Origin of the sequence: Sphingomonas faeni, assembly GCF_024273235.1 — a bacterium.
GTDB classification, from domain to species: Bacteria; Pseudomonadota; Alphaproteobacteria; order Sphingomonadales; family Sphingomonadaceae; genus Sphingomonas; species Sphingomonas faeni_A.
Window position 1 is genome coordinate 21,931 of sequence record NZ_JANBVH010000010.1, and the last position, 20,227, is coordinate 42,157.

General features: G+C 66.7%; 21 protein-coding genes. 11 read left to right on the forward strand and 10 right to left on the reverse strand.

The window, feature by feature from the left end; all coding sequences use genetic code 11:
• The first annotated feature begins 82 nt into the window (after window positions 1–82).
• Window positions 83–1,411, forward strand: coding sequence for a PQQ-dependent sugar dehydrogenase (locus NLI89_RS07150; protein WP_254686395.1), 1,329 nt, complete (start codon window positions 83–85; stop codon window positions 1,409–1,411).
• 224 nt (window positions 1,412–1,635) lie between these two features.
• Here NLI89_RS07150 and NLI89_RS07155 read toward each other — a convergent pair whose 3' ends face one another.
• Together NLI89_RS07155 and NLI89_RS07160 are read right to left on the reverse strand one after the other, a co-directional pair.
• Window positions 1,636–1,833: a putative signal transducing protein gene (locus NLI89_RS07155; protein ID WP_254686396.1), complete on the reverse strand. Its 198-nt coding sequence runs from the start codon at window positions 1,831–1,833 to the stop codon at window positions 1,636–1,638.
• The gene (locus tag NLI89_RS07160) at window positions 1,830–2,390 is read right to left on the reverse strand and encodes a pyridoxamine 5'-phosphate oxidase family protein (RefSeq protein ID WP_254686397.1); all 561 of its coding nucleotides are present in this window, start codon (window positions 2,388–2,390) and stop codon (window positions 1,830–1,832) included. The genes NLI89_RS07155 and NLI89_RS07160 overlap by 4 nt, the downstream gene beginning before the upstream one ends.
• A gap of 88 nt (window positions 2,391–2,478) precedes the next feature.
• On the opposite strand from NLI89_RS07160, the gene NLI89_RS07165 reads away from it, so the two are divergent.
• Window positions 2,479–2,685: a type II toxin-antitoxin system CcdA family antitoxin gene (locus NLI89_RS07165; RefSeq protein ID WP_254686398.1), complete on the forward strand. Its 207-nt coding sequence runs from the start codon at window positions 2,479–2,481 to the stop codon at window positions 2,683–2,685.
• On the forward strand, window positions 2,685–2,981 hold the full coding sequence (locus NLI89_RS07170; protein WP_254686399.1) for a CcdB family protein: 297 nt from the start codon (window positions 2,685–2,687) through the stop codon (window positions 2,979–2,981). Before NLI89_RS07165 ends, NLI89_RS07170 begins: the two co-directional genes overlap by 1 nt.
• Before the next feature lie 3 nt (window positions 2,982–2,984).
• Here NLI89_RS07170 and tldD read toward each other — a convergent pair whose 3' ends face one another.
• The gene (gene tldD / locus NLI89_RS07175) at window positions 2,985–4,412 is read right to left on the reverse strand and encodes a metalloprotease TldD (protein WP_254686400.1); all 1,428 of its coding nucleotides are present in this window, start codon (window positions 4,410–4,412) and stop codon (window positions 2,985–2,987) included.
• An 18-nt stretch (window positions 4,413–4,430) separates the two neighbouring features.
• Complete coding sequence (locus tag NLI89_RS07180; RefSeq protein ID WP_031393477.1) at window positions 4,431–4,664, reverse strand: zinc-finger domain-containing protein; 234 nt, start codon at window positions 4,662–4,664, stop codon at window positions 4,431–4,433.
• A gap of 274 nt (window positions 4,665–4,938) precedes the next feature.
• Between NLI89_RS07180 and NLI89_RS07185 the strand changes: the two genes are divergently transcribed.
• From NLI89_RS07185 to NLI89_RS07195, 3 genes are all read left to right on the forward strand, one after another.
• A complete protein-coding gene (locus tag NLI89_RS07185) occupies window positions 4,939–5,862 on the forward strand; it encodes an ABC transporter ATP-binding protein (protein ID WP_254686401.1) in 924 nt (307 codons plus the stop codon).
• A complete protein-coding gene (gene nadB, locus NLI89_RS07190; RefSeq protein WP_254686402.1) occupies window positions 5,859–7,436 on the forward strand; it encodes an L-aspartate oxidase in 1,578 nt (525 codons plus the stop codon). The genes NLI89_RS07185 and nadB overlap by 4 nt, the downstream gene beginning before the upstream one ends.
• A gap of 118 nt (window positions 7,437–7,554) precedes the next feature.
• Entirely contained in the window at window positions 7,555–8,667 is a 1,113-nt protein-coding gene (locus tag NLI89_RS07195; RefSeq protein ID WP_254686403.1) for a serine hydrolase, read from the forward strand.
• A gap of 136 nt (window positions 8,668–8,803) precedes the next feature.
• On the opposite strand, the gene NLI89_RS07200 is transcribed toward NLI89_RS07195, so the two are convergent.
• The 5 genes from NLI89_RS07200 to hflK form a co-directional block, all read right to left on the reverse strand.
• A complete protein-coding gene (locus tag NLI89_RS07200) occupies window positions 8,804–10,048 on the reverse strand; it encodes a M20 metallopeptidase family protein (RefSeq protein WP_254686404.1) in 1,245 nt (414 codons plus the stop codon).
• A gap of 173 nt (window positions 10,049–10,221) precedes the next feature.
• Complete coding sequence (locus tag NLI89_RS07205) at window positions 10,222–11,865, reverse strand: helicase HerA-like domain-containing protein (protein ID WP_254686405.1); 1,644 nt, start codon at window positions 11,863–11,865, stop codon at window positions 10,222–10,224.
• A 112-nt stretch (window positions 11,866–11,977) separates the two neighbouring features.
• Window positions 11,978–13,537 carry a Do family serine endopeptidase gene (locus NLI89_RS07210; RefSeq protein WP_254686406.1) on the reverse strand — a complete coding sequence of 520 codons (1,560 nt, stop codon included), beginning with the start codon at window positions 13,535–13,537 and terminating at the stop codon, window positions 11,978–11,980.
• A 102-nt stretch (window positions 13,538–13,639) separates the two neighbouring features.
• Window positions 13,640–14,506: a protease modulator HflC gene (hflC, locus tag NLI89_RS07215; RefSeq protein ID WP_254686407.1), complete on the reverse strand. Its 867-nt coding sequence runs from the start codon at window positions 14,504–14,506 to the stop codon at window positions 13,640–13,642.
• The gene (hflK, locus tag NLI89_RS07220) at window positions 14,503–15,630 is read right to left on the reverse strand and encodes a protease modulator HflK (protein WP_254686408.1); all 1,128 of its coding nucleotides are present in this window, start codon (window positions 15,628–15,630) and stop codon (window positions 14,503–14,505) included. The genes hflC and hflK overlap by 4 nt, the downstream gene beginning before the upstream one ends.
• 70 nt (window positions 15,631–15,700) lie before the next feature.
• On the opposite strand from hflK, the gene NLI89_RS07225 reads away from it, so the two are divergent.
• The 5 genes from NLI89_RS07225 to NLI89_RS07245 all read left to right on the forward strand — a co-directional run bounded on the left by NLI89_RS07225 (window position 15,701) and on the right by NLI89_RS07245 (window position 18,479).
• A complete protein-coding gene (locus NLI89_RS07225) occupies window positions 15,701–16,651 on the forward strand; it encodes an Mrp/NBP35 family ATP-binding protein (protein ID WP_254686409.1) in 951 nt (316 codons plus the stop codon).
• Between the two features lie 98 nt (window positions 16,652–16,749).
• Window positions 16,750–17,181, forward strand: a complete 432-nt coding sequence (locus NLI89_RS07230) for a CoA-binding protein (RefSeq protein ID WP_254686410.1) — start codon at window positions 16,750–16,752, stop codon at window positions 17,179–17,181.
• 34 nt (window positions 17,182–17,215) lie between these two features.
• Complete coding sequence (locus NLI89_RS07235; protein ID WP_254686411.1) at window positions 17,216–17,572, forward strand: hypothetical protein; 357 nt, start codon at window positions 17,216–17,218, stop codon at window positions 17,570–17,572.
• 13 nt (window positions 17,573–17,585) lie between these two features.
• Window positions 17,586–18,002 (forward strand): hypothetical protein, encoded by a 417-nt coding sequence (locus NLI89_RS07240; RefSeq protein WP_254686412.1) that lies wholly within the window; start codon window positions 17,586–17,588, stop codon window positions 18,000–18,002.
• Between the two features lie 15 nt (window positions 18,003–18,017).
• Window positions 18,018–18,479 (forward strand): hypothetical protein, encoded by a 462-nt coding sequence (locus NLI89_RS07245; protein WP_254686413.1) that lies wholly within the window; start codon window positions 18,018–18,020, stop codon window positions 18,477–18,479.
• A gap of 442 nt (window positions 18,480–18,921) precedes the next feature.
• On the opposite strand, the gene NLI89_RS07250 is transcribed toward NLI89_RS07245, so the two are convergent.
• Window positions 18,922–20,211 (reverse strand): homoserine dehydrogenase, encoded by a 1,290-nt coding sequence (locus NLI89_RS07250; protein WP_254686414.1) that lies wholly within the window; start codon window positions 20,209–20,211, stop codon window positions 18,922–18,924.
• Between the last annotated feature and the right edge of the window lie 16 nt (window positions 20,212–20,227).

The following is a 20,227-nucleotide window of genomic DNA, read 5'->3' on the forward strand; positions in this document are numbered from 1 at the left end:
CTTGGGACGACGGTAGTTGCCGAATACGGCGACAGTCACGCTAGAGATTGCCCCCGCCCCGCAGCCGCTCTAACTTCCCTCCATGCGCAAACACATCCTCATCGTCCTCGGCCTGATCCTGCTCGTGATCGCCGCGGGCGTCACCTATCTCGCCTGGCCCGACACTGCCAAATTGCCGGTCGATCAGGTCACCGGCAAGCTGCCCAAGATCACCGACCCGCGAATCCAGACGATCCCGACCGTCAAGGTCGCGAAGGTCGTCGGCTGGCAGAACGGCGCGATGCCGACGCCAGCCGCCGGCCTCAAGGTCCAGCCGTTCGCAACCGGTCTCGATCACCCGCGCTGGATGTACCGCCTGCCCAATGGCGACGTGTTGGTCGCCGAGACGAACTCGCCGCCGCGCGAGGGTGGCGGGATCACCGGCTGGGTGATGAAGGTCCTGATGGGCCGCGCCGGCGCCGGCGTCCCCTCGGCGAACCGCATTACGCTGCTGCGCGACGCGAACGGCGACGGCGTGGCGGAGACGAAGTCGGTGTTCATGACCGGCCTAAACTCGCCCTTCGGCATGACCCTGCTCGACGGCCAGCTCTACATCGGCAACACCGACGCGCTCGTCCGCGTCCCCTACACCGACGGCGCCACGAAGATCACCGCAAAGCCCGAGCTCGTCATCAAGCTCAACCCAGGCGGCAATCACTGGGCGCGCAACGTCATCGCGGCGGCTGACGGCAAGACGCTGTACGTCGGGGTCGGCTCGGCGTCGAACATCGCCGAGAACGGCATGGACGCCGAGAAATACCGCGCGAACATCCTCCAGGTATGGCCGAAGGACAAGAACTGGCGGATCTACGCCGCGGGCCTGCGCAACCCCAACGGCATGGCGATCAATCCCAAGTCGGGCGAACTGTGGACCGTCGTCAACGAGCGCGACATGCTCGGCTCGGATCTCGCCCCCGATTACCTGACGCAGGTCGAGTTCGGCGATCACTTCGGCTGGCCCTGGTATTATTGGGGCGGCTATCCCGACACCCGCGTCGAGCCGAAGAACCCCGCGCTCCAGCAATATTCGAAGCGCCCCGACTATGCGCTCGGACCGCACGTCGCGGCACTGGGCCTGACCTTCTCCGCGGACGCCAAGCTGGGCGCAAACTTCGCCAACGGCGCATTCGTCGGCGAGCACGGTTCGTGGAACCGCAAGCCGGTGTCGGGTTACAAGGTCGTCTATATCCCGTTCGGCGACACGGGCTTCCCCGCGGCGAACGCCAAGCCGGTCGACGTGCTCGGCGGGTTCCTCAACAAGGACGGCGACGCGCAGGGTCGCCCGGTCGGCGTCATCACCGACAGGACCGGCGGCCTGCTGGTGGCGGACGACGTCGGCAACGCGATCTGGCGGGTCAGCGCGGTACGGTAATAGACGGACGACGCAACGCACACTTCGTCACCCCGGACTTCCCCTTCGTGCAAGTAAAAGGCTGTCGTACGGCACCACGCCCTTCCCTGTTCTCCCGCGAAGGCGGGAGCCCAGTCTGGATCCCCGCCTTCGCGGGGAAACACGTCTTACTTGCTCGAGAGGGATAGCGACCGACGTGTTCCCCGGGGTCTACGGTTCGGCAAAGGGCCGGCACGATGACGAAGTCAGTCCGGAAGAATGTCTCGCGCAGCCGCCAGATCATCCTCGTCGACCATGACGCGCACCGGGATCAGCAGCCAGCTTCCCTCCATGATCGACATCCCGCCATCGAACGCGATCGCCGGGATGCCTTCGCTCTCCAGCCGCCCGACGATGATATGCGCCTCGTTCCGGCCGTACCGCCCCAGTTCTACCAGGCTCATGCGCCGCGCCGGTCCGGCAGGACGGTCGCAAGCCGCACCGGCAACCCGTCGATGCTCGCGGTCGGTCCCGCCAGTTCCTCGATCCGTTCGGCCTCGGTCTGTTTCGCGTGATATTTTGACAGCGTCTGCCGCTCGCGGTCCAGCGTCATGAACGGCACGCCCCAGCCACAACTCGTCTGCACTTCGTCGACCGCGATCACGAAGATCTGCCGCGTGCCCGGCAACGGCGTGAACCGCGCATACAGTTCGGCCCAGCCGTCGTCCTGCGGCAACACCGCGCGGCCCTTGCCATAGATTCGGAAGATCAGCGCGGGCTGGTCGAACGCGCAGAACATGATCGTGATGCGCCCGTCCGCGCCGAGATGCGCGTTCGTCTCGTTGCCGGAACCGCCGACGTCGAGATACGCGACCGTCTTCGCATCGAGCACGCGGAAACTGTCCATGCCCTTGGGACTGAGATTGATCCGTGCGCCTTCCGCCGCGGTCGCGACGAAGAACACCGGCTGCCGCGCGACAAACGCGCGGTGATCCTCGGTGAGCGCGGGAAAGAAGTCCATCGATCGGCTCCGAATTGACGCGCGGCAGGTACGCGCATACCCTGTGCGCATGAGACATGATCCTATCGCAACCGGCAAGCGCAAATCCGTGAACCTGTCGCTCGATACCGGTATCGTTGCAGCAGCGCGAGAAGCGGGGATTAATCTGTCGCAGGTCAGCGAGGCTGCAATCCGCGCGGCGGCAAGGCGCGTGCAGGAAGAAAAATGGCGCGAGGAGCATCGCGATTGGATCACGGCAAACAACGCCTGGATCGAAGAGAATGGCCTGCCGCTCGATCGATATCGATTGGCTTGATGGCGCGTTTCGACGTCTACCCCGCACCCGAAGGAGGGTATTGGCTCGACTGCCAGTCCAACCTGCTGTCGGACCTGAACAGTCGCTTCATCGTGCCTCTCCGGTTGTACGCCGATGTGCCCGGTGGCGATCGACGGTTAAACCCCGTCTTCTCCATTCACGGCACGGAGTATGTCATGCAGACGCACTTGGCGGCCGCGATCTCGGCGAAACTGCTGTCGGAGCCGACCACGTCCCTGGTCGAGCATGAATACCGCATCGGCAGCGCGATCGACATGCTTACGGGCAGTTACTGACGCCTAGGCCGCGGTCCCGCCGACCGTCAGCCCGTCGACCAGCAACGTCGGTTGCCCGACCCCGGCCGGCACCGACTGTCCGCCCTTGCCGCACATCCCGATACCCTCGTCGAGCGCGAAGTCGTTACCGATCCCGCGCACCCGGGTCAGCGAGCTCGGCCCGTCGCCGATCAGCGTCGCGCCCTTGATCGGCGCGCCGAGCTTGCCGTTTTCGATCAGATACGCCTCGGTGCAGCTGAACACGAACTTGCCCGACACGATGTCGACCTGACCGCCGCCGAACGCCTTGGCGAAGATACCCTTCTTGACGCGCGACAGGAGCTCGGCGGGATCGTCGTTGCCCGCCTTCATGAAGGTGTTGGTCATCCGCGGCATCGGCGCATGCGCGTAGCTTTCGCGACGGCCGTTGCCGGTCGCCTCGACCCCCATCAGCCGCGCGTTCAGCCGGTCCTGCATATAGCCCTTGAGAATGCCGTCCTCGATCAGCACGGTCTCGCGTGTCGGCGTGCCCTCGTCATCGATCGTCAGCGACCCGCGACGATCCTGCAGCGAGCCATCGTCGACCACCGTCACGCCCTCGGCCGCAACACGCTCGCCGATGCGACCCGAGAACGCCGACGTGCCCTTGCGATTGAAATCGCCCTCGAGCCCATGGCCGATCGCCTCGTGCAGCAGGATGCCGGGCCAGCCATTGCCGAGCAGCACGGTCATCTCGCCGGCGGGGGCAGCGATCGACTCAAGGTTGACCAACGCCTGCGACAGCGCCTCGTCGATCGCGCGGTTGTACGTCGCGGGCTCGAACAGGTCGTTATAGAGATAGCGCCCGCCGATCCCGTAGCTGCCCGTCTCGCGCCGACCGTTCTGCTCGGCGACGATCGACACGTTGAGGCGGACCAACGGCCGAACATCGGTCGCGACGAAGCCGTCCGCGCGGACAATCTCGACCACCGACCACGTCCCCGACAGGCTCACCGACACCTGCGCGACGCGCGGATCGCGCGCGCGGGCGGCCGCGTCGATCGTCTGGCACAAATTCACCTTGTCAGCGAACGGCACAAGGTCGAGCGGATCGGCGGCGGTGTAGCGGTGGCGGTTGGTGCCCTGCGGCGGGCCGGCCTTCGCGGCCACGCCCGGCTCGATCAACGCCATCGTCTCGGCGGCGCGACGGATCGCGGCGGGGGTCATCTCGTTCGAATGCGCGAACGCGGTCATCTCGCCCGACACCGCACGCAGGCCGAAACCCGAGCTCGTGTCGTAGGAGGCGGTCTTCAGCCGGCCGTCGTCGAACCCGAACGCCTCGGCCTTGCGATACTGGAGATACAGCTCGCCGTCATCGGCCTTGCCGAGCGCCTTGGCGGTCAGCGCCTGCGCCTGCTCGGGATCGAGCGTATCGCGGTAGAGGAAAGAACGGGGGTCTGCTGCTATCGTCATCCGATAGATATAAGCGGCTTAGCGCCCGGCGCCATCCCCGTGATCGCGCAAGGTCGACTGGTCCGCGCCATCGGCCGCGCCGCCGACGAGGATGAACCGGCGGTCGCAATAGCCGCAATCGACATAGCCGGTCTCGTCGATCTGCAACCAGACGCGCGGATGGCCAAGCGCTGCACCGCCGGGAATGTCGGTGGCGCCATCGCAGGCGACGCGGGCGTGGGTGACGCGGGTGGTTTCGAGCGGCGGATGCATGCGGGGGCGATAGCAAGGGCAGGCGGGCCGGGCAATTGGTTCTTCGGCGTGGGCAAGAAGGAAGAATGGGTTCACGCAGAGGCGCGGAGACGCGGAGGTGTTGCGCTTGTCGCGGAGCGACCTTCCGATCATCTAACGGCGGAACAGATATTTGCGTCTCCCGGCCGAAAGGCTGGATGCCACACCTCCGCGTCTCCGCGCCTCCGCGTGAACAAATCTTCTTTGCAACGCCCGAGGGGATGACCAGCCCCGCCCGCACCGCTATGCCGCAGCCATGACCGAAGCTGCGATCGCCATCAAAAACCTTTGCAAAACCTATGCGGGCGGCAAACGCGCGCTCGACGGCGTGACGTTCGACGTCCCCCGCGGCCAGATCTTCGGCCTGCTCGGCCCCAACGGTGCGGGCAAGTCGACGCTGATCAATATCCTTGCCGGCCTCGTCAACAAGACCGATGGCAACGCCGCGATCTGGGGGTTCGACATCGACGAGCATCCGCGCAACGCCAAGGCGTCGATCGGCATCGTCAACCAGGAGATCCTGTTCGATCCCTTCTTCTCGCCGTTCGAGACGCTCGAGATCCAGGCCGGGCTCTACGGCGTGCCCAAGGCGAAGCGCCGCACGATGGAACTGCTCCGCGCGGTGCACCTCGAGGACAAGGCGCACGCGTACGCTCGCACGCTGTCGGGCGGGATGAAGCGTCGCCTGATGGTGGCAAAAGCGATGGTCCACTCGCCCCCCGTCCTCGTCCTCGACGAGCCGACTGCGGGCGTCGACATCGAGCTCCGCCAGCAGCTCTGGACCTATGTCCGCAGCCTCAACCAGGCCGGCGTGACCGTCGTCCTCACCACGCATTATCTCGAGGAAGCCGAGGAACTCTGCGACCGGATCGCGATCATCAACAACGGCCGCCTGATCGCCAACGAACCGACCCGCGAACTGGTCGGCAAGGCGCAGGAAAAGATCGTCGCCGTCACCGTCGACCGCGATGTCACCGCTATCCCCGCCAACGCCTGCTTCCAGAAGATCACGCTGATGGGCAATCGCACGCTCGAGATCACCTACAAGAAGGACCGCGTGAACGCCGGCGAAGTCTTGGCGGCAATCCAGTCCGGCGGCTTCGGCATCGTCGACGTCTCGACCAAGGAACCCGATCTGGAGGACGTCTTCCTCAGCCTGACCCGCGCCGCCAACGCATGAACAGCGATATCCTGATCGTCGGCTCGGGCGCCGCAGGTCTCACCGCCGCGCTCAATCTCGCCGACCGCTTCAAGGTCACGGTGCTGGCCAAGGGCGCGCTGAACGAAGGCTCGACCGCCTGGGCGCAGGGCGGGATCGCCGCCGTGTTGGAGCCCGGCGACACGTTCGAGAACCATGTCGAGGACACGATGGTCGCCGGTGCCGGTCTCAACGATCGCGCGGTCGTCGAGATGGTCGTCGAGGGCGCGCCTGCCGCGATCGAGCGCCTGACGCACCTTGGCGTGCCGTTCGAAACCGAGGGCAATGCGCTTCACCTGACGCGCGAAGGGGGTCATTCGCACCGCCGCATCGTCCACGTCGCCGACGCGACCGGCTGGGCGGTACAGGAGGCGTTGCAGAAGGCCGCCGAGGCGCATCCGAACATCACCCTCGTTCCCGACCAGATCGCGATCGACCTCGCCACCGGCCGTCACGAGGAACGCTATTCGGGTGCCGGCAACGTCTGGGGCGTCTACGCCGTCGATCGCAAGACCGAGCGGGTCGCGCTTTACACTGCGCGGGCCACTATTCTGGCAACCGGCGGAGCGGGACGCACCTACCTCTTTTCGACCGCCCCACGCGGCGCGACCGGTGACGGCATCGCGATGGCGTGGCGCGCGGGCGCACGCGTCTCCAACATGGAGATGATGCAGTTCCACCCGACCTGCCTCTACAATCTGGAGGTCAAGAATTTCCTGATCACCGAGGCGGTGCGCGGCGAGGGCGGGCGATTGATCAACCCGTCGACCGGCAAGCGCTTCATGACCTATTACGACCCCGCGCGCATGGAACTCGCGCCGCGCGATATCGTGGCGCGCGCGATCGATGCCGAGATCAAGCGCTACGGCCTCGACTATGTCCATCTCGACATCAGCCACATGCCCGCCGACTTCATCCGGCATCACTTCCCGAACATCCACGAGAAGCTGCTGACGGTCGGCATCGACATGACGACGCAGCCGATCCCGGTCGTCCCAGCGCAACATTATACCTGCGGCGGGATCGTCATCGACGAACATGGCAAGACCGACCTTCCCGGCCTGTATGCCGCGGGCGAGTGCACCGAATCCGGCCTGCACGGCGCCAACCGCCTCGCGTCCAATTCGCTGCTCGAATGCTTCGTGTTCGGCGAAGCGGCGGCGGACAATATCGCCGCGAACTGGGACACGCTGCCCCCGCCCCCGCCGATCCGCCCCTGGGACGAAAGCCGCGTGACGGATTCGGACGAGGAGGTCGTGATCAAGCAGACCTGGACCGAAATCCGCCGTTTCATGTGGAATTACGTTGGCATCGTCCGCACCACCAAGCGGCTCGAACGCGCCAAGCACCGCATCGAATTGCTCAACGACGAGGTCGCGGAATATTATCAGCATTTCCGTGTCACGCCCGACCTGATCGAGTTGCGCAACCTGCTCCAGACCGCCGAGCTGATCGTGCGATCGGCGCTGCACCGGCACGAAAGCCGCGGGTTGCATTTCACGCTCGATTATCCCGAAACCCTGCCCGATGCGGTCGATACGGTTCTCGTTCCCTGACATATCGGCGGCTCGGCGCACCCTCGGCGCGCTTCGTCGCAGTGGGGCGCGGGCGCTGTTTCCCGCGCCCGATCAACGGATAAGGGTCGCTGCTCCAGTGCAGGGCGTTCAATCCATCATGACATCGGCGAGTGCGTTCAAGCGGCTTCTGGCAACCACCCTCTTCGGCGTGGCGCTCGCCGGATGCGGATCGGCGTCGCGGCCGAGCCCACCGGCGGTCACGCCAATGCATCAGGCGGAAGGCTTCGTCTCGATCCCGGTGCCGCCGCCGTTGCCGCGCGCCTCACGACCGGCACCCGCCAGCCTGGTCAACGCGATCTCCGAATTGCAGAGCGGATTCCAGGGCAAGGCCGGCATCGCCGTCCGCGCGGTCGACGATGGCTGGACGGTCGAGGCCGGCGGGCGCCAGTTGCTGCCGCAGCAGTCGGTCAGCAAGCTGTGGGTCGCAATGACCGTGATGGATCTGCGCGACCAGGGCAAGATCCGCCTCGACGAGCCGATCGTCGTCCGCCCGCAGGACCTGACGCTGTTCCACCAGCCGATCGCGATGCTGGTGAAGGGCGACGGCTATCGCACGACCGTCGGTGAGTTGCTGACCCGTGCGCTGACGCATAGCGACAATACCGCGAACGACCGGTTGCTCACGCGGGTCGGCGGGCCGTCCGCGGTGCGGTCGATGATCGCGCGGAAACAGCTTGGCGCGATCCGGTTCGGGCCGGGCGAGCGACTGTTGCAAAGCGGCACGGCGGGGCTGGTCTGGCAGCCCTCCTATGCGGTCAACGGCGGCTTCATGACGGCGCGTAATCGGCTGTCGCCGGCGGTACGCGAGGCTGCGATGAACGCGTATGTGCGCAATCCGCCCGACGGCGCCGCGCCGATCGCGATCGCCGATGCGATTGCCCGGCTGGCGAAGGGCGATATCTTGTCGGAAACCTCGACCAAGATTCTGCTCGACACGATGGGCCGCTCGGTCACCGGCCGTGCTCGCCTGCGCGCCGCGCTGCCGGGTGGCTGGGAGATCGCGCACAAGACCGGCACCGGCCAGGACCTCGGGCGGCGCAATGCGGGGTTCAACGACGTCGGCCTGCTGACCGCGCCGGACGGGCGCCGCTATGCGATCGCGGTGATGATCGGGGATACCATCCGGCCGATGCCCGAACGCCAGCGGCTGATCCAGGCGGCGGCGGCAGCGGTGGCGAAGTACGCCGGGACCACGCGGCCGCTGAACTGAAATCCGTTCCTGCTCCCCTCCCTGAAAGGGAGGGGTTGGGGGTGGGTCGGCCAGTTTGCGCCACCCACGTCTGGAATTTGCGGAAGCCGACCCACCCCCTGCCCCTCCCTTCCAGGGAGGGGTGAGAAGGCCGCCCTCAGTCGAACCCGTTCGCCAGGAAGCGCTCCGCCACTGCACAGTGCATCGCGATCCCGTGCGCCATCACGCGTTCGTCGATCGTCATCTTCGTATTGTGGAGCGGCGGATTGGTGCGCGGATCGCTGCCCTCTGGCGCCGCGCCGATAAAGGCCATCGCGCCGGGCAGTTTCTGGAGCACGTACGAAAAGTCCTCCGCGCCCATCATCGGCGGCATCACCTGATACGCACCCTCGCCGCCGATCGCGGTCGCGCACGCCTTCATCAGGTCGGTCGCGCGCTCGTCGTTGACGGTGACCGGATAGCCTTCCTCGATCGTCGGCGTACCGACCGCGCCATGCGCCGCGGCAATCCCTTCGACCATGCGGATGAACGCCCCGCGCACCTGCTCCCGGGTGCGTTCCGACAGCGTCCGCATCGTACCGAGCATCTCGACGGTCGATGGAATGACGTTGTGCGCGCTGCCGGCGTTGAGCTTGGTAATCGAAAGCACGGCGGGGTCGGTGACCGCGACCTGGCGCGCGACATAGGTCTGCAAGGCGGTGACAATTTCACACGCGATCGGCAGCGGGTCGAGGCAGTCGTGCGGCATCGCCGCATGGCCGCCGCGGCCCGTGATCGTCGCACGCAGCGTGTCGGTCGAGGCCATCAGCGTACCCGCGCGGCTGACGACATGGCCCATCGGCATGTTGGGCGAGATGTGGAGCGCGAACCCCGCCTCGGGCAGCGGCGAGTCGAGCAGGCCGTCGGCGATCATGTGGCGCGCGCCGTGATGGCCCTCCTCGCCGGGCTGGAACATGAACACGACCGTGCCGGGAAGCTCGTCGCGGCGGGCGCAGAGCGCCTTGGCCGCGCCAACGAGCATCGCGGTGTGCGAATCATGCCCGCAGGCATGCATCGCGCCGTCGATCTTCGAGGCGAACGGCAGCCCGGTTTCCTCCTGCATCGGCAGCGCGTCCATGTCGCCGCGCAACAGGACGGTGCGGCCATTGCCACCGGCATTGCCACCCCGCCCGCCGCGCAAGATCGCGACGAAGCCCGTGGTGGAGGTGCCTTCACGGATTTCCAGCGGGAGGCCAGCGAGCGCGGCCTTTACCTTGTCGGATGTGCGCGGGCAGTGGAGGCCGACTTCCGGATCGGCGTGGATGGCACGTCGGAGGGTGATCGCGTCGTCGAGGCTGTCCTCGCCGATCGCGGTCCAGTCGGTCGGGGCCCAATCGGTGGTGGATTCGAAATCGAGGGACATCGTCTGGCTCCTTGAGTGGCGTAACCACCACCCCGGCGAAGGCCGGGGCCCAATTGGAAAGGTAGATGTAACGGAGCGCCGTCCGACGTTACCTCCGTTCCCCAATTGGGCCCCGGCCTTCGCCGGGGTGGTGTTTGTGTAGAGGGCAGCCCGCCCCCGATCATGGAGGCAGTCTACCCCCGGAACAGCCCGCCTAGAACCCCGCGCAGGACCGTGCCGACCAAGCCACCGCTCGTCGACGACCGGCGCGACTTGGTGCCGAAGACCTGCTTGCCGATCTCGTTCGCCACCTGCCGACCGATCGAAGAACTCGCCGCGCGGGTCGCCGAGGTCGCCATCTTGGTCCAGGGGGAGTTTGCCGCCTCACGGTCAGCCTCGCGTCGCTGGCGGTCCGCCTCGCGCTGTTCTGCAACCCGGGTCCGCTCGGCCTCTTTCGCCGCCTTCGCATCGAGCTTCGCCTGCGCCGCCGCAGCCTTTTCTACCTCGGTCGTCGCCTTGGCCTCTGCCGCCGCAGCGCTCGCCTCCAGCGTCTTGGCCGCCAGCAGTTCCTCCGCCGATTCGCGGTCGACCAGCGTGTCGTATTTCGCGCCGATCGCGTCGGTCTCGATCATCACTTTCCGCTCAACCGGGGTAATCGGCCCAACGCGCGAGGCGGGCGGCTTGATCAGCGTCCGCTCGACCGGAGTCGGCGATCCGTCGGGCTGGAGCAGCGACACGAGCGCCTCGCCGACCTTCAACTCGGTGATGATTGTCGCGACATCAACGCCGGGGTTCGCGCGGAACGTCTCCGCCGCAGACCGCACCGCCGCCTGGTCGCGCGGCGTGAACGCACGCAGCGCATGCTGCACCCGGTTGCCGAGCTGCCCCGCGACGGTATCGGGGATATCGATCGGGTTCTGCGTGATGAAATACACGCCCACCCCCTTCGAGCGGATCAGGCGGACGACCTGTTCGATCTTCTCCAGCAGCGCCTTCGGGGCTTCGTCGAACAGCAGATGCGCCTCGTCGAAGAAGAAGCACAGCACCGGCTTGTCGGGATCGCCGACCTCGGGGAGATGCTCGAACAGCTCGCTCATCAGCCACAGCAGGAAAGTCGCGTACAGCTTCGGCGAGGCCATCAACTTGTCGGCAGCAAGGATGTTGACGATCCCCCTGCCCCGGTCGTCGGTACCGATGAAGTCGTCCATCTCCAGTGCCGGCTCACCGAAGAAATTCTCCGCGCCCTGGGTGCGCAGCTGAAGCAACGAGCGCTGGATCGCGCCGATCGACTGCTTAGAGACGTTGCCATAGGTCACGGTCAGCTCGTCCGCTCGGCCCGCGCATTCGGTGAGCATCGCCTGGAGATCGTCGAGGTCGATCAGCAACAACCCTTCCTTGTCGGCGACGTGGAAGGCGATCGTCAGCACGCCCTCCTGAACCTCGTTCAGGTCCATCAGCCGCGACAACAGCAACGGCCCCATCTCGCTGATCGTGGTGCGGATCGGATGCCCCTGCTCGCCGAACAGGTCCCAGAACTGCACCGGGTTGTCGGCATAGGCCCAGCCGTCGTCGCCGATCGCCTTGGCGCGCTCGGCAAAGCTCGCATGCGTCTTGGCGGTCGGCGATCCGGCCATGGCGAGACCCGACAGGTCGCCCTTCACGTCGGCGACGAAGCACGGCACGCCGTTCGCGGAGAAGCCCTCGATGATGCCCTGCAACGTCACCGTCTTGCCAGTACCGGTCGCGCCCGCGATCAGGCCGTGGCGGTTGGCACGCTTGAGTTCCAACGTCTGCGGCTTGCCGTCAACGCTCGCGCCGATGAAGATGCCGTCGCTCATGGGTCTCGTCCTCTGTAGCCGGCGCCGACCCTAACCCTGCACGATGCAAAGAAAAAGGACCGCCGCTCGGGTGAGCGACGGTCCTTTCCAAGTCGGTTGGGTCAGTCGAGTCTTACTTGATCTTGACCGGCAGGAACTGCGCCGGACCGCGGCCACGCTTGACCTGCAACAGAACCTGCGGACGCCCGGCGGACTTGGCGGTCGTCACTGCGGTCTGAACGTCGGCCGCGGTGCGCACCGGCGTGCCGTTGACCGACATGATGACATCGCCACGCTTGAGCTTGCCATACGCATCGCTGGTCTGCGCGACCACGGCGATGACGACGCCCTGCGTGCCAGCCTCGACGCCGACCGCCTGTGCGATCGCCGGGGTCAGCGGCTGTACGCCGATGCCGAGCGCCGCGCCTGCCGTCGGTGCGGTGGTCGAGCCCGAATCGTCGCCGTCGTCGCTGTCGTCGCCGCCGAAGCCCTGCGCGTCGCCGCCGAGTGTCGCCGCCAGCTTGTCTGCGCTCGGACGCGGTACGACGACCACGTTGGCGGTCGTCGGCTTGCCGTTACGCAGGATGTCGAGAAGCGCGGTCTGGCCGGGCTTCACGTTCGAGACGAGGTACGACAGCGACTGGTCGACCGTTACCGGCTGACCGTTCACCTTGGTCACGACGTCGCCTGCACGCACGCCGGCCTTAGCCGCCGGGCCACCGGCGGTCACGTCGTTGATCAGCTCACCCTGGTTCTTGGGGATGCCGAGCGCCGCAGCGGTATCCTCGTTGATCGTACCACCCGGCTGCAACTGGACGCCGATATAGCCGCGCTCGATCGTGCCGCCCTTCATGAAGGTGGCGATGATCGGCTTGGCGACGGCCGCGGGGATCGCGAAGCCGATGCCGATATTGCCGCCCGACTGGCTGAAGATCTGCGAGTTCACGCCGATCACGTTGCCGTTCAGATCGAACATCGGTCCACCCGAGTTGCCCTGGTTGATAGAGGCATCGGTCTGGATGAAGCGGTCATACGCGCCGCCCTGGCCGGTGACGCGGTTGATCGCCGAAACGATGCCCGCGGTCACGGTGCCGCCGAGGCCGAACGGCTCGCCGATCGCGACGACCCAATCGCCGACGCGCGCGCCGTTCGAATCGCCGAACTTCACGAACGGCAGGTTCGCCGCATCGATCTTCAGCAGCGCGAGATCCGATTCCTGATCCTTGCCGATGACCTTGGCGACATATTCCTTCTTGTCGCTGAGCGTCACCGTGATCGAATCGACCGTCGCGCCCTGCGCGCCCGGCGAGATCACGTGGTTGTTCGTGACGACATAGCCGTCGGGCGAGATCAGGAAGCCCGAGCCGAGCGAGGCGCCCTCGCGCTTCACCGGGGGAGCGCCCGGCGCGCCGCCACCGCCCATGCCGCCGAACAGGTCGCCGAACGGCGTGCCCGCGAACGGATTGGCCTGCTGCTTCTGGACGATCGTCTGCTTGGTCGAGATGTTGACGACCGCAGGCTGGAGCCGCGCGACCATATCGGCGAAGCTCATCGGCGCGCCGGGTTTCGGCGAGACGGCCTGGATCGCACCGGGTTCGTTCTGCGCGACCTGCGCGCCGCTGGGCTGGAGCGCGAGCGTCGCGGTCGCGCCGCCGAGGAGAAGAGCACTGGTAATGGCGTAGGCGTAACGCACTAGATGTTGTCCTCTCGTTTCATCAATCGAAACAGGTATCCCGTAGGGACGCCGTTCTGAACAATGCTTGAATATGAACAGGGGTTCAAAGGTTCCGCAGGCTCAACGCCCGCGGCCCTCGAATTCCCTCAGATAACTGTTGTTCGGCGAAAGAATGATCGAGGTCGATCCTTCGGGTGCCGGACCGCCATCCACGCCGAACGTGTGGCGATACGACTGCATCGCACGGTAGAAGTCGTAGAAATCGGCGTCCTTGCCGAAGCTCTCGGCATAGATCTTCGCTGAATCCGCATCGGCCTGCGCACGAACGATCTGTGCCTGCTTCTGGCCCTCAGCCCGGATCGTGATCGCCTCCTGCTGGCGCGCGCTCGACATGCGCTTGAGCGCGCTTTCGAGTGGCAGGCCGACGGGCAGGTTCGCCTGCTTGATGCGGACGTCGACGATCTCGACGCCGTATTGGCTGGCGACGCGCTGGAGGCCCTTCTGGATGTTGTCCATCAGCTCCGAGCGTTCCGGGCTCAGCAGTTCGACGAAGCGCCGCTTGCCGAGTTCGTTGCGCAGCGCCGAACCGAGGATCGGGCGAAGCTGATCGGGAATCCGGTCCTCGCTGCCGACTGCATTCCGCATCTTCCGCGGATCGACGATCCGGTAGCGCGCATAGGCGTCGACTTCGAGCCGCAACTGGTCGGTCGACAGCACCAGCGTGTTGTCGAGTTCGAGATCCTGGACGCGCTTGTCGATCCAGACGATCCGGTCGACGAACGGGATACGCGCGATCAGGCCGGCGCCGGTCTGGCCAAACGCGGTGTTGGGCTGCCACGCGTTGACCGTGCGGATCGGCTGGCCGAAGCGCAGGATCACCGCCTGCTTGGTCTCGGGCACGATCGCGAAGGTCGCGGCGGCGAGGATCACCAGCAGCAGCGCGACGATCCCGGCCACGATCGGGTTGCGGAAACTCACGGCGTTCACTGGGCAGCTCCAGGCTGAGCTTGGGGTGCCGCGGCGGCAGCGGCAGGCTGCGCGACCTCGGGGTTGGGCAAGCGCTTGGCGTTCGACAGCGGCAGGTACGGCACGAGACCGCCCGGCGTCTCGACGATCGTCTTGTCGCTCTTGGCGAGCACCGCCTCCATCGTCTCGTAATACATGCGGCGGCGCGTCACCACGGGTGCGAGCTTGTACTGCTCGTAGACCTTGTCGAACGACGCGGCCTCGCCCTGCGCGCGCGCCACGACCTGCTGCGCGTACGAGCGCGATTGGTTGAGGTTGGCGATCGCCTCCTGCTGCGCGGCGGTGACCGCGTTGAAGTCCTCGACGATCCGTGCGGGCGCAGCAGCCTGCTTGATCGCCACGCCCTGGATGCGGACGCCGGACTTATAGTCGTTGAGGATCTGCTGCGTCATGTCCGCGACGCGCTGCTCGATCACGGTGCGGCCCGTACCGATCGCCTGGTCGAGCGTCGTCGTAGCGACCACCGCGCGCATCGCGCTCTCGGCGGCGGCACGGACGGTCTCGTTCGGCTCGGCGAGCTGGAACACGTAATCGCGCGGATCGGCGATGTCCCAGCGCACCGAGTATGCGAGGTCGATGATATTCTGGTCGCCGGTCAGCGTCAGGTTCTCGCCCTCGCCTACGGGGAAGTTGTCGGTGCGGATCTTCTGCACGTCGACCACCATCACATTGGCGATCGGCGCGGGCATCGTCAGGCGGATACCCGGATCAAGCGTCCCGGCATATTTGCCGAAGTACGTGACCACGCCGCGCTGCTGCGGGCCGATCTGATGCACCGAGGTGAACAGGATCCAGACGACCGCGATGATCGCGACACCGATCGCCCAGAGCGCGCGGGCATTCGCGCCCGACGGCAAGCCGCCGAAGCCGCCATTGCCGCCGCCCCCTCCGCCCGAGCCGCGCGCCTTGCGCAGGAACTCGTCGAGCGCAGTAGGCTTGGCCGCGGGTTTGCGACCGCCGGGCGGCAAGGCCCAGGGGTTGCGCGGGCCAGGGTTACCATCGTCGCCCGAGCCGCCCCAGGGGCCTTTCGGTGTTTCGGTGGCGAGGATATCGGGGCGCCGGAACCAGCGCGAGAAGATCGTCATACCAACCTTTATAGGTAGGCGCGGGCGGAAAAACAGTGCCAAGCGCCCTTGGCGGCCCTATCTGGCCCGCATGATCGATATCGAAGCGGTAAAGGCGGCGGTTGCCGCAGTGGCGGGCAAGCGGGCGACGGTCCGGCTCGAGGGGACACGCGCCGGCATCATCATCGATGCGACCGGGCTCGACCCGCAGGCACGCGATGCGCTGGAGGCGACCGTGCGGATGGCCGCGACGCAACCCGGCGTGACAGAAGTGCGGATCGCGGTGACCGCCGAACGCTCGACCCGCCGGCTGATCGCGGTCGCCAGCGGCAAGGGCGGCGTCGGCAAATCGACGCTTGCCGCCAATCTCGCCATCGCCATGTCGCGCGCCGGTCGCCGCGTGGGGCTGGTCGACGCCGATATCTACGGTCCGTCTCAGCCTCGCCTGATGAACGTCGAGGGCACGCGCCCGACCGCCAAGGACAAGGTGCTCGATCCGGTCCCGACCCCGTACGGCGTACCGTTGCTGTCGATGGGGCAACTCGTCGAGCCGGGAAAGGCGATCGCCTGGCGCGGGCCGATGGCAGCGGGCGCGCTCGGGCAACTCGTCGAAGCCGACTGGGGCCTTACCGACACGCTCGTGCTCGATCTCCCGCCCGGCACCGGCGACGTACAGCTGACGATGGTTCAGAAATACCGTCCTGCGGGCGCGGTGATCGTCTCGACCCCGCAGGATCTCGCGCTGATCGACGCGCGCCGGGCGATCGACCTGTTCGAGAAGGCCGGCATTCCCATCATCGGTCTGGTCGAGAACATGGCCGGCTATATCTGCCCGCATTGCGGCGAAGCGTCGGACCCGTTCGGCAACGGCGGCGCGGAGGCGGCGGCGCGCGAACTGGGCATCCCGTTCCTCGGCCGCGTGCCGCTGACGATATCGATCCGCACCGCGTCCGATGCAGGCACACCGCCGGCTTCAAACCCGGACGATATCGTGTTCATGCCGATTGCGGCTCAGGTCGTCGCATGGCTCGGAAAACTGTGAAACCAGCAGGCCCGATCAGCGTTGTCTTATTACCGGTCGTACCCGACGCGTAGAGTTGCGGTACGAGCGGACCAGGTTTCCCCCGATAGGAGGCATCGATGCCATTGACCGCCGATGCCGACATCAAGGCCTTGCTCGAAGGCGCACGGACGATCGCGATGGTCGGCGCCTCCGATCGCCCCGACCGCCCCTCCTACGGCGTGATGGCCAAGCTTCAGGCACACGGCTACCGCGTGATCCCGGTCAATCCGCAGATCACCGGCGAGCACATCCACGGCGAGTTCGTCTTCCGTGAGCTGTCGCAACTCGGCGACCCGATCGACATCGTCGATATCTTCCGCAACTCGGCCGCAGCCGGTGAAGCGGTCGACCAAGCGATTGCAGCGGGTGCGAAGGCGGTTTGGATGCAACTCGGCGTCGTCAACGAGGACGCGGCGGCACGCGCCGAAGCCGCAGGGCTGAAAGTCGTTATGGATCGCTGCCCGGCGATCGACATTCCCAGGCTCGGAGTCGCCAAGATCGAGCAATGATGCTTGCCCCGGCGTGCGATCGCGGTCAGTCTGAATGTCTGTCCGGGAGGCGCCGATGCTCGCGATGCTGCTGTCGATACTGATCGAGGACCCCCTGATGGCCACCGCAAAGGCGCGGATGGCCGCCGAGCAACCCTGTATCCAGAGCGCGGACGAAACCGACATCACGGTCTGCGGCATGCGGACCGCCGATCGATTTCGCGTGCCGTTCGTCGTCCATGACGCCGGTGATCCCAAGCATGAGAGCGTCCGCAACGAACGCACTCGCTTGCTCCGCCGCACTTCGCCGCTCGCCGATCTCGGTCCGTTCCAGGTCGGTGGCGGGATGGCGGGCGTGAGCATGACGGTGGGTGGCGAAGGCGGCACGTCGTTCCGCAAGCCCGCGCCGTAAAAGGGGTTATCCGATGTTCGCCGCCATCCTGTCCGTGCTGATGCAGGTCGCCACACCGTCTCCGAACGCGGCGCCGGAGCGATTTTCGATCCTGGTCGATCCGTGCGCGGCCACCTCGAAGGATGGCAACGAGATCATCGTCTGCGGCGGCCCCGCCGCGAACAGTCCGCGCCTGCCGCTTCCTGACGAACGTGGCCCGCCCGACCACGCGGTTGCCTCCAACCCCAACCTCACCGCCGTCCGCGCCCTGGAGTTGTCGGACACACCGTGTGCCGCCCGACAGGGAGGATGCCAGGTCGGCTTCGGCCCACCGATCGCCCCGATCGCGAAGGCTGCGGTCGGATTGATCAAAAGTGCGCTGGCCAAGAAGCCCGACAAGACCGGCCGCGTGCCGATCGATCTCGACGGCCCCGTCGGTACCGTGAACTAAGGCTTTGGAGGCGCTGTGATCCTGCTGTCGATCCTGTTGCAAGCCGCCGCGCCGACGACGCCGATCGTCGCACCGCCGCCGCAGAGCTGGTCGATCCTGAATCCCCCCGCCTGCCCCGGTTCGAGCCCGACCGAGATCGTCGTCTGCGGCAGCAACGGGTCGTCGGAGCAGCGCCTCCCCCTGCCCGGCGAGCGCCCGCCGCAGGACCGCCCACGCCAGCCGACTGGCGATCCGCGCGCCGCGCTCGACAATGCCGGGCGGCCCTGCCCGCCGGGTGGCTGCACCGGGGTGAATTTGCTGACGGTCCCGGTCGTCCTGATCCGTGGCATCGGCGCGCTGATCGATCCGCATAGCTGCTGCGAGAATGGCGAGGGGAAGGATCCGATGGCGCTGGTACGAGACGTGGCCGGCAAGTTCCGGAAGAAGCCGGATACGTCGAACCGCGTGCCGATCGTACTGGATGATCCGGTAAAATAGAATCCGGCAAGTCTTCCACCGGACCAACCAAAATGTTTCCCCGCGAAGGCGGAGACCCAGACTGGGCTCCCGCCTTCGCGGGAGAACAAGAGAGGAAGTCGAGCAGCAATCGGTACGACCGACGGCCTCTAGCAAAGTTTTCTCCCCTCCCTGGAAGGGAGGGGTCGGGGGTGGGTAGGCCCGCTTGAGCCACTTACGTCTGGATTGCGCGGAAGCCGACCCACCCCCTGCCCCTCCCTTCCAGGGAGGGGAGCAGAAGACCCTCGATCCAGACGATCGCCGCCACCCGGGCGAGGATCGCCACGCTGGCAAGGATCACCACCCCGGCGAAGGCCGGGGCCCAATTGGGGGACGCGGCTAACGAAGGGTGTGCGCTGTTACTGCGACCTTTCCAATTGGGCCCCGGCCTTCGCCGGGGTGGTTGGTCGGTTGGGCGCCCCCCTCAATCCAGAATATGCATCCACATCGGCTGCCCCACGAGGCTCTGCGACCCGCGCAGCTTCTCCAGCGCCTGGGCGATCGACCGCTCCGGACTCTCATGCGTGACGATCGCCACCAGCACGCTGCCATCGGCGATCGCCCCGCGCTGGATCAGGCTCTCGATCGACACACCGGCGTCGCGCATCGCCGCTGCGATCTCGGCCAGCACGCCGACCCGGTCCGCCACGGTAAAGCGCAAATACGCGCGGCCGCGCCGCTCGCCACTGTCGGCCTTGGGCGCCGCCGTCAGCGACACCACCGGCATCGCGAACGGCGGGCCGAACTCGCCACGCGCGATGTCGATCAGATCCGCGACGACTGCGCTCGCGGTCGGTCCATCGCCCGCCCCTGCACCCTGGAACAGCAGGCGGCCGACGAAGTTGCCCTCTGCCACGACCGCGTTAAGCGATCCGGTGACGTGCGCCAGCGGATGATCGATCGGCACGAGATGCGGATGCACGCGCTGGAACAGCCCGTCCGCCCCTGCTTCCGCCAATCCCAGCAGCCGCACGCGATAGCCGAGCGCCGCCGCCTCGGCGATGTCCGCGCCCAGCAGATGGCGAATGCCGCTGATCGCGACGTCGTCGAACGCCGGCTGCGTGCCGAACGCGACCGCGGCCAGGATCGACAGCTTGTGCGCGGCATCGACGCCGTCGATGTCGAAGCTCGGATCGGCTTCGGCGAACCCGAGCGCCTGCGCCTCGGCCAGCACCTCCGCAAAGTCGCGACCTTCCGATTCCATCTTCGACAGGATGAAGTTGCAGGTCCCGTTGAGGATGCCATAGACGCGGGCGATCTCGTTCGCCGCCGCGCCCTCACGCAGGCCCTTGATCACCGGGATGCCGCCCGCCACCGCCGCCTCGAACTTCAGCGCGACACCCGCGGTCTCCGCCGCCTGCGCGAGCTCGAGCCCATGATGCGCGATCATCGCCTTGTTCGCGGTGACGAAGCTCCGCCCTGCTCCCAGCGTGCTGCGCGCCAGCGTCAGCGCCGGACCATCGGAACCACCGATCAGCTCGACCACGACATCCGCCCCCGGCTGCTTCGCCAGCGCGGTCGTGTCGTCGACCCACGCGAACCGCGACAGATCGACGCCGCGATCCTTGCCGCGATCGCGTGCGGACACCGCAACGATCTCGATCTCGCGCCCGGCCCGCCGCGCAATCAACTCGCGGTTCGCATCGAGCAGCCGGATCACCCCGCCGCCTACAGTCCCCAGCCCGGCCAGGGCTACGCGCAATAGTTCGCTCATTTTCGTCCTCCACTCG

Bases quoted from the DNA above. Each gene is read 5' to 3' on its own strand.
- NLI89_RS07150 (WP_254686395.1), top strand. From the start codon at position 83: ATGCGCAAACACATCCTCATCGTCCTCGGCCTGATCCTGCTCGTGATC.
- NLI89_RS07155 (WP_254686396.1), bottom strand. From the start codon at position 1,833: ATGAGCCTGGTAGAACTGGGGCGGTACGGCCGGAACGAGGCGCATATC.
- NLI89_RS07160 (WP_254686397.1), bottom strand. From the start codon at position 2,390: ATGGACTTCTTTCCCGCGCTCACCGAGGATCACCGCGCGTTTGTCGCG.
- NLI89_RS07170 (WP_254686399.1), top strand. From the start codon at position 2,685: ATGGCGCGTTTCGACGTCTACCCCGCACCCGAAGGAGGGTATTGGCTC.
- tldD (WP_254686400.1), bottom strand. From the start codon at position 4,412: ATGACGATAGCAGCAGACCCCCGTTCTTTCCTCTACCGCGATACGCTC.
- NLI89_RS07180 (WP_031393477.1), bottom strand. From the start codon at position 4,664: ATGCATCCGCCGCTCGAAACCACCCGCGTCACCCACGCCCGCGTCGCC.
- NLI89_RS07185 (WP_254686401.1), top strand. From the start codon at position 4,939: ATGACCGAAGCTGCGATCGCCATCAAAAACCTTTGCAAAACCTATGCG.
- nadB (WP_254686402.1), top strand. From the start codon at position 5,859: ATGAACAGCGATATCCTGATCGTCGGCTCGGGCGCCGCAGGTCTCACC.
- NLI89_RS07195 (WP_254686403.1), top strand. From the start codon at position 7,555: ATGACATCGGCGAGTGCGTTCAAGCGGCTTCTGGCAACCACCCTCTTC.
- NLI89_RS07200 (WP_254686404.1), bottom strand. From the start codon at position 10,048: ATGTCCCTCGATTTCGAATCCACCACCGATTGGGCCCCGACCGACTGG.
- NLI89_RS07205 (WP_254686405.1), bottom strand. From the start codon at position 11,865: ATGAGCGACGGCATCTTCATCGGCGCGAGCGTTGACGGCAAGCCGCAG.
- hflK (WP_254686408.1), bottom strand. From the start codon at position 15,630: ATGACGATCTTCTCGCGCTGGTTCCGGCGCCCCGATATCCTCGCCACC.
- NLI89_RS07225 (WP_254686409.1), top strand. From the start codon at position 15,701: ATGATCGATATCGAAGCGGTAAAGGCGGCGGTTGCCGCAGTGGCGGGC.
- NLI89_RS07230 (WP_254686410.1), top strand. From the start codon at position 16,750: ATGCCATTGACCGCCGATGCCGACATCAAGGCCTTGCTCGAAGGCGCA.
- NLI89_RS07235 (WP_254686411.1), top strand. From the start codon at position 17,216: ATGTCTGTCCGGGAGGCGCCGATGCTCGCGATGCTGCTGTCGATACTG.
- NLI89_RS07240 (WP_254686412.1), top strand. From the start codon at position 17,586: ATGTTCGCCGCCATCCTGTCCGTGCTGATGCAGGTCGCCACACCGTCT.
- NLI89_RS07250 (WP_254686414.1), bottom strand. From the start codon at position 20,211: ATGAGCGAACTATTGCGCGTAGCCCTGGCCGGGCTGGGGACTGTAGGC.